Source organism: Aquitalea aquatilis, assembly GCF_005155025.1.
Lineage (GTDB): Bacteria > Pseudomonadota > Gammaproteobacteria > Burkholderiales > Chromobacteriaceae > Aquitalea > Aquitalea aquatilis.
Genome location: NZ_CP039731.1, coordinates 3,767,262 through 3,785,298 on the forward strand (window position 1 = coordinate 3,767,262; position 18,037 = coordinate 3,785,298).

Here is an 18,037-nt window from a genome sequence, read left to right on the forward strand (position 1 = left end):
GCACTACAACGTTGAACGCAATGCCTCTAGCATGTCAATTGATTTTGATGACAAAATTTATATCCCCAACCGATTGACATGTAAAGGCATTGTCATAACAGGGACCCATAGATGCCTCAGACCAAGCCCCGATAAGTGGCAGCCACAAGCTGCGAAGTAGACGCCACTTGGCCAAAGGGGCAAGTGACCGCTTTGGGTCGAAAGCAGTCACCGACCAGCATCACACCCTGCCTTCACGCAGGGTGTTTTCATTTACAGGTAGTGGTAGAACACTGAGAAGTAAGACTGGACCACCCTCCTCCATCACAGGAAAAGGTAGCAGTAAAGGAAGCGTTAGATCGCTATGGATTTTTGCACCCCGGTGACAAAAAAAGCGCAAATAGTGCCAAAAACCCTGCAAATTAGCGGTGACAATAAAAGTGCAAACGAGTGCCAAAACGGCCGCAAAGTTACATTGGGGGTGGCGCTGCAGGCCGGTGGGTAACATTGGCATCGTTCATTGAGTTCCGATCCAGAGTATAGGAAGCCAAGAAAAAAACTGAACTCTTATCGCCAATGTGTAGGAGTGTTGTGTAGAACTCAGGGGCAAAAAAGCCTTATAGAACCTGAATTTACTGTAAAAACAACACTTTAGGGGTGTTTGGCGGAGAGGGGGACCGCTTGAATATCATCCAACACGACTCAAAGATAGCCATTTAACCTAGTAAAATCATAACACTACGAGAATATAAAGTCTTTTAGTGTCCAACGACATCTCGTAGCAGCGCGAATAAATGGCATACTAACTGGCATACCACATCTGCAGGAACTGCTCATGGCCGTCCTTACTGATACCAAAGCGCGCGCAATCAAACCCGGTGACAAAAACCTCCCTCATGGCGGAGTTACAGGGCTGACCCTCCACCCGTCTGAGACCAAGGGACGAGGGAAGTGGGTTTTCCGCTACGTCAGCCCGACTACCCACAAACGCCGCAACAAAGGACTTGGCCCCTACCCCGAGGTCGGCATTGCGGAAGCTGGCAAAGTTGCTCAGGAGTTACGCGTGCTGCTTGCCCAAGGCGTAGACCCACTTGCGGCAGAAGAACCACTGCCGCAAGTACAGCCCACACCAACATTCCACGAAGCCGCTGAACTTTTACATGGTGATCTCAAGCCTGGCTGGAAAAATGCCAAACACGCCGTGCAATGGATAAGCACGCTGGAAAAATTTGCATTTCCAACTATTGGTTCCATGCCGCTCAACACAATTGAGCCACGCCATATCGCTGACGTTTTACGTCCTATCTGGCTCGAAAAAGCGGAAACTGCAAGCCGCGTAAAGCAGCGTCTCCATGCTGTTATGGCCTGGGGATGGGCTCATGGTCATAACCAGGCCAATCCAGTGGATGTCGTCGTACACCTGCTTCCACAGCAACCAGGTAAATCTGTTCGCACTCAGCGCCAGCCCGCCATGCCTTGGCAAGATCTTCCCCAGTTTTATGTCGATCATTTCAAGGCACGAAAAACCTATGACATCACACGCTCTACCCTTCTGTTCCTGATTCTGACCGCAGCACGCTCGGGCGAAGTGCGCGGGATGACCTGGAGTGAAGTCGACCTGAAAGCTAAGGTCTGGGTCATTCCTCCAGATCGCATGAAAGCAAAAGTTCAGCACCGCGTTCCATTGAGTGATGTCGCCATTGAAATTCTTCGTCGCCAGATGGGACTACATCGAGAACTGGTCTTTCCCTCACCTCGAGATGCAGTTGTCTTGTCAGACATGGTTCTCACGGCATACCTGCGGCGCGTACGCGCTATCAGTGATGTGGAGGGGCGGGTTGCAACCGCTCACGGATTTCGTTCGAGCTTCCGCGACTGGTGCAGTGAGAACGGCTTTGCGCGGGATCTGGCAGAACGCGCACTAGCACATACCGTGGAAAACAAAGTCGAAGCAGCCTATCACCGTACTGACCTGCTTGAGCAGCGACGCCCCATGATGGACGCATGGGCCTCATTCATCACAGGAAGATAACTTCGCAACACTCAGCCACATGGTGGCTCATAAAGGCAGAACATAAGTTTCAATTAAAAAACAATAACATAGATAATAAATTAGGAAAAACACTGTGGCAAAAGCAAAAAAATTGGTTGTGTGACTTTCAAACCAACAAAGTGCAGAGTATTGTAAAAAAGCCAGCTTAACTGGTGATTTTTACTTTAACCAAACAGGAGTAAGCATGGATCTCACAGCTACAAGCGAGCTTTTAACGCCGGACATCACCTATGTTTGCAACACATTCGCCGACTCAATGGAAGGTAGGCGGCAAGCGGTCCAAGCCGTAGAAACAGATTCCGGGCCTACCGCATCGGAAGCAGTAAAGGAAATTTTCAATCAAGTTCTAAATCACATCCAAAAAGCAAAAAAAGTTCTAGAACCTATTGTTAGTTTTATAAAAAACCGCCAGCAGGCCGTAAATCTCTGTTCTCGCATTTCGTTGAGTGTGAAGCGTATTGGTACGCACCGTGCTCAGCGCAGTACCCGTCGTAGCTCTACCAAGCGTGCAAAACCATCAGGTTCATCCGACTCCGACGGAGGCCCCGCTGCGTCAGACACATCTGATCGACGTATCGTCTACCGTACCTCTCTTCCGCATTACCTCAGCTTTTCCAGTAACACCGCAGTAAACTCCTCTAGTAAATCAATAGCACACTCCAGCAATGGCTATTTATGCCATGCTATTTCCACGCTTCTCATCTGGCTTTATTACTTAGCCTTAATACCATTTCAAATCGACATATCAACCTCGTCACGCATGGGGGTGAGTCATGTCTAATCAAAATTCCCCAGTACAAATTCTGCGAATAAAAGATGTAATTGCAGTAACAGGATTAAGTCGATCCTCGATATATAACAAAATTAGCCCAAAGAGCATCTATTACGACAAATCATTTCCAAAATCATTCAAGCTTGGAGAAAGAGCAATTGGCTGGTTAGAAGGCGATATTGAACAATGGATTTTAGAAACATCGAAATGTTTTCATACAGTGGAGAACGTGAATGGAAACTAATTATTACCCCCCATACGAGTTCAAAATCGACATTAAAGAACTTGTCAAAAATTATACAATGGGAGAAAAATCATTTCCATTCGAATCTCTACCCCTCATATCTGAAAATACAGTTGACGAAGCACATCAGAACACAGGCATCAGTAAAGGGTTACTTGCTCACATAATTCTGGCAGCAATGTGCACTTCGGCCCAAGGGCTTTATGACGTCAGCCCGACACCTGGCTTTATAAGACCCATAACTCTATCCATCATCGGAATAGGAGAATCCGGAATAGGGAAAACTACGGCCGTTGAAATACTATTCAAGTCAATTTTTGAATATGAACAAAAATTGGATGATAAATATAAAAATGAACTTGAAGAATACAATGCAGATCTAGTCATCTGGGATGCCATAAGCAAAGACTTAATAGGAGAAATTACTAAAACTGCCGATGAAAAAATTAGCAACCAAATAAAAGAACACCAAAAAAATAAACCAAAACTACCAAGGAAAAAATCCATCGCAGCCAGTGACTACTCCAACGCTGGACTTATCAAGGAACTTAATAACAACCCCAAAACATTTACGCTAATATCAGCGGAGGCTGCCGAAATACTTAACAGCAAAGAATTCAAAAACCCAACACTACTACTAAAAGGATGGGGAAGTGAAAGTATTAGAAAAATACGACACAACACCGAGAACGTCAATCTTAACGAATATCGACTCTCCCTTACAGCACTGACAAACAAAGCGCAATTTGATCAATTCAGATCGGGAAATGGAAAAAACGCAAAGGAAATAGGATTTGATGCAAGAACCCTATTCATGGAAATTACAGAGAAGAAAAAACCATCATCAACAGCAGAGTACAAAGAAGAGAAATTAAATATCTTTTACTCATTCACAAATAAGCTCCTTGATAAAACATTTGATGGCAATAACAGTACTTCAGAAAGAGAGTGCTTGAATTTCTCAAAAAAAGCTTCTGAGCGTTGGCATCAAATTATAGAGGACGTAAATCGTGCATGTGAACCAGGTGGTTACTTTGAACACCACCATGAATACGCCGCAAAGTGGCCTGACAATGTCGCCAGGATTGCTGCGCTTCTTCACATATTTGATCAGTCAACTGGGGAGATATGCCTAAGCACATTAAATAGGGCTGAGAAAATTTGCAGTTGGTTCGCTGATGAATTTCTTGGAATATTTTCGACAAACCCCATCAGCACCCCCTTAGAGCAATATGCTGAAAATTTAATAAATTTCATCTTGTCCGAATGTAGAAATTTGAATAAAAATTGCATTCCATTCAATCGAATTCTTCAATACGGACGAGGCATTTCAAGAGACAAAACTGAAAGAAATAAGGCCACGGACTATTTAATACAACAAGGAAGACTTCGCAAATTCATGTATGGGAAAACCATGTACATAGAACCAATCATCTTACCGTAAAGTACTTTAAACCGTAGCAACTACGAAAAGTATACCCTGCTATTCTTGCTATTCCTGCTATTTGTAGCAGGAATAGCAAGAATAGCAGGGTTGTAACAATCAACAAAACACCGTCAAGGCAATAGAACAAGCACTGATTGAGGGTTAGCAACACTTCACCAAACCAAAAAGGAATTTACCGTGCAATACATGAAAGGTCCACATCACAAAGGCAACGTAAATAACACCCAGCAAAATAAAATTTCAATTAACACCACCCCGTACACAATGCCTTTCAACAATTCAGCAGGTATGTTCCCAACAACAATGAACATGAACATGGCAAACAATCAATACTGGGGAAATTTCACACCACAGATAACAAATTACTTCAAACCAAATAACATCAACTTACCATTAAATCCATCATTCACAGAAAGCACTTGGAAGAACAACACTTTCACACCCAACAACATCCACAACAGCGTCCAACCCGAATTGAGTCACGATACTGAGCAAAACATCATACATCAACGCCCCCACCCGACCCCCTCTATTGATAGCTTCTCAATTTACGCCAGGGATACTCATTTAGTCGAAAAAACACCTGCAAACGACAAACCAACAATTATCATTCCTATTAATAATCAAATTTACCACGATCTAAAGTATTTACGAAAAATCGCAAAACAACTTAGCAGAGAAAATGGATATTTTTTTCAAATAGATGAATTTAAAAACAGGGCTAAATTCATTGGCTGTGAAAAGTATAAATTAGCTTATAACGCACTATCAAACCGTATTGATTTACAAGCCATTAAAGAAAAGATGCCATACATGCAACTACACCCGATGCTTACTCTTTTACGTGAAACACTTTGCAATGAAGAATGGGTTGGATGCCATCCTAATCAGACCATGTCAAATGGCGAACTAGCAGCAACTCACTTTGACCGATGGCTTGACAAGTTTCGTACTTTCCTAAGAAAGCCGGCGAACGAAGAGAAAATTGCAGAATGGGAATATGAACCCAACAAGCAATACAATGATACCGTAGCAAAATTCAATTTAATGCTCAAAAACACAGATCATACACCGACCATATCCAGGTTTGATCTCAGCACTACCAACCAACCTTTTAATACAAATGATCTACGCCTCCTGTCCGACTCGTTAGATGATTTACTAAAAGCCATTCGTAACAAGAAGCTGCCTGCAACTATTCATGGCCTCATTTGGCACCTTCAATATCTAGAACGGAAAGGGTTTTATTATCACTGCATGATCTTCTATACCGGCACAGATAACGAAACAGAAAGTGAAATTCTTGAAGAAGTAGTGGAGCATTGGAAATACACCATCCTAAGAGGAAAGGGAACAGTGACTAATTGCGAAGAGGAATTATCACATTATCGAAAAATGGGAATAGGAACTCATGATTTTCCAAATCAACAAGAATACGATCAGTTTTGCAATAATGTATTGCCGATGTACAGCCTCATTGACCAGGACTTTCGACTGTGCGTCCCCGATGTATTGTTAGAAACAAATAACATCAAAAGACACAAATTACAAACAGTTGGATCATGGTTAAAATATTAAAACAATACAATCTCACCAAGGAATAAGTATGTACATACTCAATTGAATAATTTATAGCAATTTCAAAAAAGAGTTCAACCAATGAAAGGAAAATAACACTACATTAAACACATCCTCATCACAAGAACAATGTGGTATACATTTATTATTACTTGCAGTATTTATATATAACTTAGTTATAAATATCATTCATAACTTAATGATTAGGAAGTAACAAACCAATCCAAGGGTGTAAGCGATGAATAAGTCCACAATCAATAGAGACAATTACACTCTGTCACCAGGAGCACAGGAAGAGCTAATCTTAAGCAGAATCAACCACCCTCTTCTACAGCAACACACTGGTCCTACTATTGCCAGCCACATTCTGGCATACCGTAGAACAATTGAACTCGCTGAATGGCTTTTTAAAGCAGACTTACCCATTCTTGCCATTAGTAACAAAGGAAAGTCGTTAGCTACTGTCACAACCACTAACCCTGACGATATAGACTATGCTAGCAGGCTGATCAGCACACCTAGGTCACACTACTTTACCAATGCATTTCCTGACGTTTTTATTCACCCTTTTGTGGAGTTAATTACTACTAAGCTTGACGCGCTTGAATGCCGCTCTATGGAGCTTGGCAGGGTACTTGCTGATGGTAAAGTCGTTGCTGAGCAACTCAATCAAGCAATTGCAGAGTATCAACGTGAAGCATCGGCTCCTAGCATTCAAAAACAGGTTGCTGTATGGCGTGCAATGCAAAGCGATCATTACGCAACAGCAAAGCGTTTTATTCAGTCCTGTGAGCCAGCAGGCTATCCACGCGTACTTGTTGTTCGTGTCGATTTATCTTTGAAGGAGCCGTATCAAAAGACCAGTAGCATTTTTACATTCCATCAGGCTGTGCATGCTTTATGGAAGAATCATCGCCATAAGCCAAATATCTTTCAACACTGCTTAGGGTGGGTATGGTCAATCGAATACGCGGAAGAATGTAACTACCATGCACACTGCGTTTTTATCTTCGATGGCAACAAGGTCCAGAATGATTGCTACTATGCCGATCAGATCGGTCAATACTGGATCAAGACGATTACGCATGGGAAAGGTAGCTATTACAACTGCAATCGGGACAAGGCCAAATATCAGTATTGTGGATTAGGCAGGATAGATCTTAGAAGCTCACAGAAACGCCGCTACTTGCTTGAGCGTGTTTTGCCCTACCTGGCCAAGGAAGACACCGAGATCGCAGCTGCTATAGCCCTAGACGGGGCTGCAATGGGACTTGCAGCACAAAACATCAGAACATTTGGCTGCTCAGGCCAATTGAAACACAAATTAATCCGTTAAATATCTAAGTTTTCTTGACTTAATGGATAGCGCCTGCTGAAATGCAGAGCATACTTACCATGGAGACAAAAATGAATCTGTCTGAACTGAGCTTTGCTGAACTGCAAGACCTGCATGCTAAAATTGCTACTGCTATCGAGCAGCAACAAGCTGCTGAAAAAGCGGAAGCCAAGAAACAGATCCTGGAGCTGGTTAAGCTACATGGTCTTAGCCTGGATGACGTACTGAGCAAGGCCACTGCTACTGTACGTAAGCCGGTAGAAGCCAAGTACAAGAACCCGAATGATGAGTCCCAGACCTGGACTGGTCGTGGTCGCAAGCCGGTATGGGTACAGGCACTGCTGGATGAAGGTTTTAGCCTGGAAGATCTGGCAATCTGATCGCACTGAATACCAGTAAAAAAGCGCTCCATAAGGTAGCGCTTTTTTTAATTCATGGTGCTTATCCTATGTAGACCATACAGTCCAAGGATATCGCCATGTTTACGTTCATCAAACGGTTCATCACCCGATTCAGACCAAGACCCAAGCCATTCACATCCGACATCATCGTAGGCTATCAATGCACCAATTGCGAAATGACCCATGAGCTATTTGAAGCGTTTGAACGCCTTGGTCGAGTGCTCATTGAGCATAGAAAGAAAGCCAAGCCAGAAGTGAGTTCTTCAGTACCAGCAGCGACTGAGACACATAATTTGCACTAGTACATGTGAAGAGTTATCGATCATTTTTCGCCCCCCGCCAAGGCGTAGACATCCCGGAAGGGGTCGCCTGTACCTAATTAACCGGTGTCAATTTCCCCAATGCACTCGCAAGCTGATATTTAGCCGTATGCCAATCGGCAATAGACTGGATCCGCTGCTGACGTGCAGTTGCCAAGGCAGTTTGCACATTCATCAGCTCCATGATGTCGGCCACACCGGTTCGATAGCGTTTCTGGCTGGCGGTAAATGCCGCCTCTGCATGCCGCAACAATTCCGCCGTGGCAGCGACATTCAGGCCACTGGTCCGCAAGGCTTCATGGCTAGTCCATACATCTCTTGCTACCTGCTGCTCGGCATCTGCCAAGCGTGCCTCCTGTAGATCAACTTCCGCTTCTGCATTACGGATCTTGTAAGTCCGTCCAAATCCTTCAAAAATCGGCACATTAAGCTCAATGCCGAGATAACGATCCTGCGAACGTGCCGGGGTAGTCGACAAACCTACGCCCAGGCTTTCCGGCTGGGTGTTGTGACTGGCACGTGCCACCAGATTGATACTGGGTCGCCCCTCTGCCCTGACCTGATCCACCCGGGCTCTGGCAGCATCCCGCTGTAGCCGTGCTGCTTTCAGAGTAGGATGCTCACGCTGGGCCTCACCCAACAGCACACTGACAGCTTCTCCTACTTGGTCGAGGTTCGCAGCTGTACTTTGCAAGGCAACTACCTTACGTAGTTGGTTGACTGGCAAGCCCATGTCCAGCGCCAATACACCCAGCGCATTATGCTGCTCTCCTTCCGCTTTGATACGACTGATCATCGCTTGGGTATAGGCAGTTTGTGCCTGTAGTTGATCGGTAATGGCCGAGACGCCGCCAGCCACCCGGCCGGAGGCGGCCTTTAGTGTTTGCTGGGCCGTCTGCTCATTCTCCACTGCTGCAGCCAAAGCAGACTGTGCTGCTACGGCCTGATAGTAGTCACGAGCGGTATTGGCAAAAATCTTCAGCAAGGCTTGGTCGTACTGCCCCTGCGCGGCCTGCAGCAACAAACGGGCATTGTCCAGGGCCGCGGCGCGAGAACCAAAGTCGTAGAGCAGCCAATTCAGCGTGGCGGTATCGACATGGTAAGTATTGGCAATATCAGTACCAAGACGCGGGTACTGAGGCGTGGTGGTACGCGCCCGATTACGCACGCCCTGGATGCTGGCACTGATTGTGGGCAAGTAGGCTGACTCAGCCACACCCACTTGCATGGCCTGGGCTCGAATGCCGGCCCAGGCACTTTGGCTTTGCGGGTTATGGCACAAAGCCTGATCCACTGCGGTGGCCAGATCAATCTGCGTCTGCTCAGTCAGAATCGGACACGGGCCGCCACCTGAAAGTGGAGGCGCAACAAGTGCGGGCATCACCCTTAACGGATCTTGCGGATAAGGGTCCCAGGCGTGACAGATAGAGGGGCACAACAGCAATCCGCTGAATAAAACTGGCCATATTTTCCTGCGGGTACTCACAATTCGGGAGATCACAACAAAGCTTGATTTCATGACACGAGACAGTTCATCAATAGGAATGTAAACAGTGATATATCCCCCGGCTAAGACCGGGGGATATCCTGAGTGTTAAGGCTTATTTCCAATTGGCAGCCAGAGTCGGCTGCAAGGAACTGCTGTAGTTGCTAGGCAAGCTGGTCTGGCCTGCGGCGGGCGGGCTGAAAGAAGCCATTGCACTGACCAGATTCTGCACCTGGCTGTTCAACAGCAACTTGCCATCTCCGGAACGAATCTGCTCTACCTGATTATTCGTCCCACTGCCAGCCAGATACCAGTTCTGAATGGTCACCTTGTCACTGCTACCGATAATGGTTACCACCAGATCGTTGCTGCTCTTCTGGAACCAGAGCTGGTCGTAGCGGACATCAGACCCCAAAATCAGCTGGTCGGTATTACCTGCCGTACTGTCCTGATCCTGGATGATGTCGGCACCATCACCACGTTTGAGACGGTAAATATCATTACCCAGGCCACCTTTCAGCGTGTCACTGCCAGCGCCACCCCACAGATCGTCATTGCCGGCACCGCCATCCAGTATATTGCTGCCGGCATTGCCAATCAGCACATTGGCAAGGCTATTACCCGTGCCATTAATGGCGGTCGTGCCGGTCAGCGTCAGGTTCTCCAGATTATTACCCAGCGTCCAAGTCACCGAACTTTGCACCGTATCCGTCCCTTCATTGGCATTTTCGGTGATCTTGTCTCCCGTATTATCCACGATATACAGGTCATCACCGGTACCGCCGAGCAAGGTGTCGGCACCGGTACCGCCGTCCAGCCGGTCGTTGCCCGCACCGCCAGTCAGCGTATTGATAGCCGAATTTCCAATCAACACATTATCCAGCGCATTACCGGTGCCATTGATGGCTGCTGTACCGGTCAGGGTGAGGTTTTCAAGATTATTGCCCAAGGTGTAGCTGACCGAACTTTGTACGGTATCCGTCCCCTCGCTGGCATTCTCATTGATGACATCGGCAGTGCTATCCACCACATAGGTATCGTTACCCAGGCCACCATTCATGGTGTCATTCCCTGCCCCGCCATCCAGCGTGTCGTTACCAGCTCCACCATTCAGGATGTCGTTACCTGCCAGTCCACTCAGGGTATCGTTACCGGCCCCGCCATTTAGCGTATCAACACCGGAAGTACCAGTCAGGGTAAGGTTCTTCACCGACACGACCAGATCGAACACATCGGAAGCCGTCAGATTGCCGCTATCACGAGCGGTCACCATGACACTGACGGTTCCAGAAGCACCGACGGGTGGTGTCCCGCTGAATTGGCGGGTGCTGGCATTGAAAGTGAGCCAGGAAGGCAAAGCCTTGCCGTCCGCGAGCGTCGCGCCATAGCTCAGCGTGTCACCACTATCCGGATCGGTAAACGCATTACTCGCCACCGTGTAGGTGAAGGCTAGCCCTTCACCTGCTGTTTGATCCGGCAAGGCCGCCGACAGCACCGGGGCTCGATTGGCTGCGCCGATGGTCATGTTGACGTATACCCCGGTGGAGTAGTTGTAATTATCGGTCCCCCACAGCACAAACTTCAGGCTGCCGACATTGGCAGTACCAGGCGTCCCCGACAGGGTGCGCGTGCTGGCATCAAAACTCAGCCACGATGGCAGTGGCGAACCGTCCTGCATCTTGACGCTGTAGGTGATCGAATCCCAGACATCCGGGTCGGTAATCGTGTTGACGGGTACCACATAACTGAAGACAGCGCCGGCCTTGGCTTGCAAGGTAGGCAGACCGCTATTAAGTACTGGCGCATGGTTGTTATTGGCCCGATCCACCACGCTCTGGATTTTTGCCTGGTCCCAAACCACGCCATTGGCAAACTCGATGCGATCAATCTTGTGATCAGCGGCCTGCCCATTAAGCGTGGTATTGGCGGCGTAATAGTCCAGGAAACCAATCTGGTCTGTCGAGTTCTTGAGCTTCAAGAACATATTGTTGCCAGACTGGAAAGCCAGCACATCGGCTTCGGCAATCCCTGCGCCAAGTCGCAGGGTGTCACTGGCGCTGCTTACATCGGTATTATCGATAGTGTCCTGGCCATCACCCTTGTTAAACACATAGATGTCATTGCCCAGTCCGCCTGACAGATAGTCGTTGCCCGTGCCGCCAGCGAGGACATTATCGCCATCATTCCCCCACAGGCCATTGGCCAGTGCATTGCCTGTCGCATTCAGATTTGCCGTACCGTCCAGAGCCAGCCGCTCGACATTGGCACCAAGCGTCCAACTGACCGAGGAGCGGACAAAATCATCCCCCTCGCCCTCCTGCTCCACGATCACATCGCCGACATCATCAATTTCGTAGTAGTCGTCACCGCTACCGCCAATCAATGTGTCCTGCCCCTCACCGCCGAACAGCGCATCATTGCCTGCACCACCAATCAGCGTGTCATTACCCGTCAGGCCCAACAGGCTGTTATCGGCGGCATTGCCGGTGATGACGTTATCCAGCTCATTGCCATTACCGTGAATCACATTGCCTTTGAGGACAAGGTTCTCGACATTACGCTCCAGCACATACAGCGTGTCGTAACTGCGTTCGATGGTATCGATACCCTCAGACATCGACTCAATCACCTGATCACCTTCCGAGTCGACCACAAAAGTATCGTTACCCCGGCCGCCGTACAGGGTGTCCTGTCCAAGACCACCATCCAGACGATTATTGCCATCGTTACCAGTCAGGATGTTATTGGCCGCGTTGCCTGTACCATCCAGGTTTGCCGAGCCGGTGAGTGTCAGATTTTCGACGTTGTCCTGCAGGGTATAACTGAAGCTGCCGGTTTCGATGGTATCGCGGCCCTCATCCGCAAGCTCCACGACCACATCCTGCAGATTATCAATGACGTAAGTATCGTTGCCGGCGCCACCAATCAGGGTATCAGCACCGGCACCACCATCCAGGCGGTTGTCACTGACATTGCCGTACATGGTGTTGTCCTGCGCATTGCCGACCGCTTCCTGCATGCCCCCGTCTTCGGCCATGCGCAGGATCTCGACATTGTCCGCCATACGGGTAAGCCAGGACGTGGTGTAGATGGTATCGATTCCCTCATTGGCCGCCTCGACAACAACGTCATTCAGGCTATCGATGTAGTAAGTATCATCACCCAGCCCACCAACCAATGTATCCGGAGCAGACAAGTCGACATTTCCCTTCAAAATGTCGTTGCCTGCGCCGCCATCCAGCAAACCGCTACCGATCAGCGTATCGTTGCCATCACCACCATACAGCGCATTGCGCCCCAGGCGGTCTTCGATGACATCATCACCTGCCTCGCCATAGATGGTGTCATCTCCGATCAAACCATTCAGTTTGTCATTCCCCTTGCCACCATGGATCACATCATTTTCGGGGTGGCCGAAAATCACGTCATCACCATCGCTACCCTGCAACACCTGCAGCCGGATGGCCTCCAGATCCCAGCTGGTGCCATCACCCAGAACAATCGTATCAATCGCCAGGGGATGGCTCTTGTCATACTCGGTGTAGAAATGTTGCTGGACGCGAATCTGGTCTGCCGTCACGGTATTGCTGATAACCAGGTCATCACCATCCCGGCGCAGAATGGCCGTTTTGGCAGTGAGGGAGGACAACACGATAGTGTCATTACCTGCCACATCCATGACGGTATCGCTGCCATCGCCAGCCACAAATACATAACGGTCATCTCCTGTGCCGCCCAACAGGCTGTCATTACCCACACCGCCATTCAGGGTGTCATTGCCATCCATCCCCCACAGCGTGTCGTTGCCTGCAGCGCCAGACAACACATCAGCCTTGGCCGAGCCTTCAATCACATCGTCAGCGGCTGATGGGCGCTGGGTGGCGGCAACAATTGCCACGGCATCCAGGGTCGTAACCGTATTACCTTCCATCATCTGGATGACATTGCGTGGCATGTCCTCCCAGAAGAAACCACCCAGGGTAATGCGGTCTTCCGGGCTGCTGCTAAAGCTGAGTACCAGATCATTGTTATGCCGCCGGAAGGTCACCTCACTGACCGACAAATCGATGAGGGCGACGGTAGTCAGGTCCTGATAGTCATCCATCACATAGTCTTTGCCATCGCCACGAGCAAAAACATAGGTGTCGGCGCCGGCATCGCCAGACAAGGTGTCATCGCCCGTCCCACCCTGCAGAATGTCATTACCGTTATCGCCATTCAGAGAATCGCGACCACTCCCACCACGCAGGATATCGGCACCATTGCCACCAACTAGCCAGTCATCCCCGTCGCCGCCATCCAGAGAGTCCTGACCATCACCACCATCCAGCACATCGTTGCCAACAGCGCCTTGCAGTACATCGTTGCCATAGCCGCCAGACAGGTGGTCATCTCCGGCATCGCCATACAGCATGTCGTTTCCGTCACCACCGCTAAGCGTATCGTTGCCATTACCACCATGCAGGATATCGTTGCCACCCATGCCATCAATGATGTCATCACCGCCCAGGCCATCAATCACGTCATCAATGACATAACCACCAATATAATCATTACCCTCAGTGGCACGCTGCATGGAAACCAGTACATCCTTGACCAGCCACACCTTGCCATCAGCAAACTCGATACGGTCTACGGCATAGCCGGTTTGTCCATCACCATCGAAATAGCGTTCAACCGTGATGACATCCGTCGCAGAGCTATGAATCAGCAGATTATCGCCAACACGTTCAAGCGTGACCGCCGAGGATGCAATGGATGCATCAAAACGGATGATGTCGATCGAACCTTCGTTATTGTCATAGTTGCGGATGGTGTCTTTGCCATGGCCAGCCGAGAACAGGTAGGTATCCTGCCCTTTCCCGCCCACCAGCAAATCATCCCCCTCACCACCGATCAGGGTATCGTTGCCGGCATCGCCAGTGAGAAAATCATTGCCCTTGCCACCATCCAGCACATCATTGCCGGCATAGCCGTACAGCTTGTCGTTGCCGCTCAGTCCGTTGATACGATCATCAAGCGGCGTGCCATACAACTGGTCATCACCTGGCGTACTCGCACTGATCAGCCTGTTGACAAGGTCCCCATAACTCCAGCTACTGCCATCGGCAAAGCGGATGGATTCAATCAATCCTTCCGCAACATTGCCATCAAAATCAAAGAAGCTATCAATCTGAATACGGTCGCCGGTATCGCGGCCGTTGGCATCCTGGATATTGATCCAAACTGTCGTTGCATCTCGTGTCAGACGCAGCCGATCAGGTGTTATGTCCGCGCTGAGGAAAACCAGTACATCCTGACCGGAACTATCGTAAATACGGTCTTGCCCATCGCCAATTTGAAATTGGTAGGTGTCATTACCTGCAGCGCCGAACAGCAAGTCATTACCTTTATGTCCTTGAATGACATCGTTTCGATCGCGTCCAATAATAGTATCGTCGGCATCCGTACCCAACTCGGCAACGATATCAAGCAGTTGCTGCTCCAACTGTGGGTTATACAAGGATAAATCATGTAATACGGATAGAATGCCCGCCTTGATCGGATCATTCGGGTCCATTGCAGTAAGCGCTGCCTGCATGGCAGGGAAATCAATTGCCATCCCCTGAGAAGCAGAAGAAAAGGCACTATTGATAAAATCCAGCTTTCCGGCATAGACCGTTTGTGCCAGCAACTCAGCCTGGAAGAATTTTTTGAATTTTTCATACTCGGCAATAAGCACGGGAGCTGCCTTGCCGTGCGGGTTAGGGTCACGCGTCCCCCAGCACCAGGTGCCCAGATATCCCCGGCCAGACAGATGCTCCAGCGTAACCAGTTGGCGCGCATCCATCACATGGCCATAACCATTACTGGAGTCACGGCTATTGGGGTCTACGCCTTCAGAACCGGTCCAACGATAAATGATATTATCGAGTGGATTGGATGCCGGATTGGCGATGTAATTTTCAACCATCTTGCGCAGTGTGGCATCACCTGCCATGGCGGTACGCAAGTCATGCACCTGGCCAAAGCCGATGGCATCAGGCAACTGATAAAGATCCATATCGATTTCATCCGGTGTGCTGTCGATACGGTTCTGATTATTGGTCTTGAACCAGACATCCACCGCCGCCGCGCTGGATCCGTCATTACGGATAACCGAGCCGGTCTGCCCCAGGGTATTGCCATTGGCATCAACGCTATTGGTGTCGGTGTACGCGGTATTGATGGCCTTGATGCCAGCCTGGGCCAGCGTCAATAACTCACCGTCATCGGTCACACCATCTCCATTGGCATCACGCCAGATATGCAGATCGGCAAAAATCTTGTCTGCTGCATCAATCTTGCCATCGCCATTGTCGTCAAAAGACGCAAGAGCCCGGAAACCGTTGGCAGCAGCCGAACCATCCGCGGCCAGCGTATTACTGCCAAACAACTCTCCACCATTATTGATCTGGCCATCACCGTTCAGATCACGCACCAGCAGGCCATCATCCGCCCCCACCCAGGCGGTTTGCTCTTGCAAGCCATCCTTGTTGTGATCGAAGTAATGCGCACCAATACCGACGGTTTCGACACCATCACCATCCAGATCAATCACAATGGGAGAAGTAATGGGCTCTGCCTTGCCCATATTCGGCCCCGGAGGCAATGGCGGGTCTTCTTCCAGCAGATGAATACCCAGGTCATGGTTTTTATACTTATCAATCACTAGGCCGTTGTTAACGGTGAGCTTGTTACCCACTAATACGTAAGTAAATCGACCATCCTTACTCTTATAGACGCCAGCTGGATCGTCTTTTTGGTGCACACCACCAGTCAATAACGACTTGCTAGCAATAAGCTCATTTTTCTTGAAATAGACCTCACCTTTTCCATCATCATCAAGAATATAATCTTGCATGTCGGTAATATACGAATCAAAGCCCCCCCCACCTTTTAATGTATCGCGCCCGACTCCCCCAACAAGAAGATCACGCCCATCGCCCCCCAGTAGAACATCCTGGCCATTACCACCGAAAATTTTGTCATCACCTGCCCCCCCTGCCAAGAGGTCATCACCATCCATCCCAAACAGAATGTCATTCCCATCTCCAGCATCAAAAATATCTGAAGATATTCCGCCAACTACAGCATCATTACTCTTTCCAACGGAAGTACCAGACAAACCGCCACCTCCCTGCTGAATAAACCAGCCATCTTTGGCAATCAAATCTGAATACACATTGGTAGTACTTTCTACCACATACTTTTTAACCGCATCGGCCAGCATAGGCAATGACTTGTATGTTTTTGCACCAATCGTACTGTACTTGAACGACACGCCTCCGCCAGACTGCTCAAAAAAACCAGCGGCGGTTGCCGCAGGGTCCTTATAGTTAAAATATTCAACTACCGCTAGCGTCAAAGCCTTTTTAACATCATCCCCACCAGCAACACCTGCACTCCCGGCAATTTTACCCAACTCCACAGCGAATCTTTCAAGCAAGGGGAAATCACTACCATCCATTTGCTTAATATATAATTTACTTAAAATATCTTTTTCATTAGAATTTTGCGGATCCCTTGCGTAATACATTTCATCAAACAAAACTTCAAGTGAGAATTTATTACCTCTAATAGCCTGAGCAAAGGCTGGCGACGCAATCATCGCAGCAAGTAGTGTCATAGAGTGCAAGTTCACCCGTGCAGAATCCAACGGCGAACTGAATGCACCATCCAACATGGTTTGCTTACCAACATCAATAATAGTTTCATTACCAAAAACCACATTCTTGAATGGGGCACCATCCCATAAAGTGGTAGCCCTGAGGTAAAACAATGCCTCACCCGAAACCGAATACGACCGAATAGCACCAACACGCGCATCATACGAATCGAATGGATGCAAAATATAATCATTCAATGCAGAATCAACATAGCCACGCGCCAATAAATTTGCTGCATAGATAGAAACCGTTTTCAAATTTGCGGCAGTCGGGGCGAATGGTGCAGGATCAAAAATAACAGCTGATTTATTGAAGAAAACTCCCATCAGCGATGCCAAACCTCCACCCAGCGAGTGCCCCGTAAAGGTAATATTAGCAGTGGGGTGCTCCTTCCGAACCTTCTCGTACACCAACATCGCATCCAAAACCTGAGATGAATACTCCCCGGCTCCTGCTGGTATATTTCCAGACAAAAAATCTAGCGCTTTGCCCTCATTCGTCCCCGTGTAGGCAATAACAATATCATTGCCACTAGAGAAAACACCATAAGAAAATCCTAGATTAACCACATCCGATAGCCACCCACCATCACCAACACTATCCAGAACATTCCACCCCAAAGGAACTGTGGTTTTGTTTGCAGGCGTTCTACGATAAACAGAATTAGCCAATTGAGCATATACAGCATCAGAAATAGTACTCATCTCATTACCCTCTATTCAATATGTGCAAT

At 48.4% G+C, this 18,037-nt stretch carries 10 protein-coding genes; 8 read left to right on the forward strand and 2 right to left on the reverse strand.

Going from position 1 to position 18,037, the window contains the following annotated elements:
- Window positions 1-814: 814 nt before the first annotated feature.
- From FAZ30_RS17610 to FAZ30_RS17645, 8 genes are all read left to right on the forward strand, one after another.
- Window positions 815-2,011 carry a tyrosine-type recombinase/integrase gene (locus tag FAZ30_RS17610; protein WP_137009519.1) on the forward strand — a complete coding sequence of 399 codons (1,197 nt, stop codon included), beginning with the start codon at window positions 815-817 and terminating at the stop codon, window positions 2,009-2,011.
- Window positions 2,012-2,216: 205 nt separating this feature from the next.
- Entirely contained in the window at window positions 2,217-2,813 is a 597-nt protein-coding gene (locus FAZ30_RS17615) for a hypothetical protein (protein WP_137009518.1), read from the forward strand.
- On the forward strand, window positions 2,806-3,048 hold the full coding sequence (locus FAZ30_RS17620; RefSeq protein WP_137009517.1) for an AlpA family transcriptional regulator: 243 nt from the start codon (window positions 2,806-2,808) through the stop codon (window positions 3,046-3,048). The genes FAZ30_RS17615 and FAZ30_RS17620 overlap by 8 nt, the downstream gene beginning before the upstream one ends.
- Window positions 3,038-4,492, forward strand: a complete 1,455-nt coding sequence (locus FAZ30_RS17625; protein WP_137009516.1) for a DUF3987 domain-containing protein — start codon at window positions 3,038-3,040, stop codon at window positions 4,490-4,492. The genes FAZ30_RS17620 and FAZ30_RS17625 overlap by 11 nt, the downstream gene beginning before the upstream one ends.
- 180 nt (window positions 4,493-4,672) lie before the next feature.
- Window positions 4,673-6,073 (forward strand): hypothetical protein, encoded by a 1,401-nt coding sequence (locus FAZ30_RS17630; RefSeq protein WP_137009515.1) that lies wholly within the window; start codon window positions 4,673-4,675, stop codon window positions 6,071-6,073.
- 238 nt (window positions 6,074-6,311) lie between these two features.
- Entirely contained in the window at window positions 6,312-7,409 is a 1,098-nt protein-coding gene (locus FAZ30_RS17635) for a YagK/YfjJ domain-containing protein (protein WP_137009933.1), read from the forward strand.
- A gap of 71 nt (window positions 7,410-7,480) precedes the next feature.
- Window positions 7,481-7,789 carry an H-NS histone family protein gene (locus FAZ30_RS17640; RefSeq protein WP_137009934.1) on the forward strand — a complete coding sequence of 103 codons (309 nt, stop codon included), beginning with the start codon at window positions 7,481-7,483 and terminating at the stop codon, window positions 7,787-7,789.
- A 98-nt stretch (window positions 7,790-7,887) separates the two neighbouring features.
- Window positions 7,888-8,112 carry a hypothetical protein gene (locus FAZ30_RS17645; protein WP_137009935.1) on the forward strand — a complete coding sequence of 75 codons (225 nt, stop codon included), beginning with the start codon at window positions 7,888-7,890 and terminating at the stop codon, window positions 8,110-8,112.
- Between the two features lie 73 nt (window positions 8,113-8,185).
- On the opposite strand, the gene FAZ30_RS17650 is transcribed toward FAZ30_RS17645, so the two are convergent.
- Together FAZ30_RS17650 and FAZ30_RS20840 are read right to left on the reverse strand one after the other, a co-directional pair.
- Window positions 8,186-9,649 carry a TolC family protein gene (locus FAZ30_RS17650; RefSeq protein WP_137009936.1) on the reverse strand — a complete coding sequence of 488 codons (1,464 nt, stop codon included), beginning with the start codon at window positions 9,647-9,649 and terminating at the stop codon, window positions 8,186-8,188.
- An 82-nt stretch (window positions 9,650-9,731) separates the two neighbouring features.
- On the reverse strand, window positions 9,732-18,008 hold the full coding sequence (locus FAZ30_RS20840) for a calcium-binding protein (RefSeq protein WP_137009937.1): 8,277 nt from the start codon (window positions 18,006-18,008) through the stop codon (window positions 9,732-9,734).
- Between the last annotated feature and the right edge of the window lie 29 nt (window positions 18,009-18,037).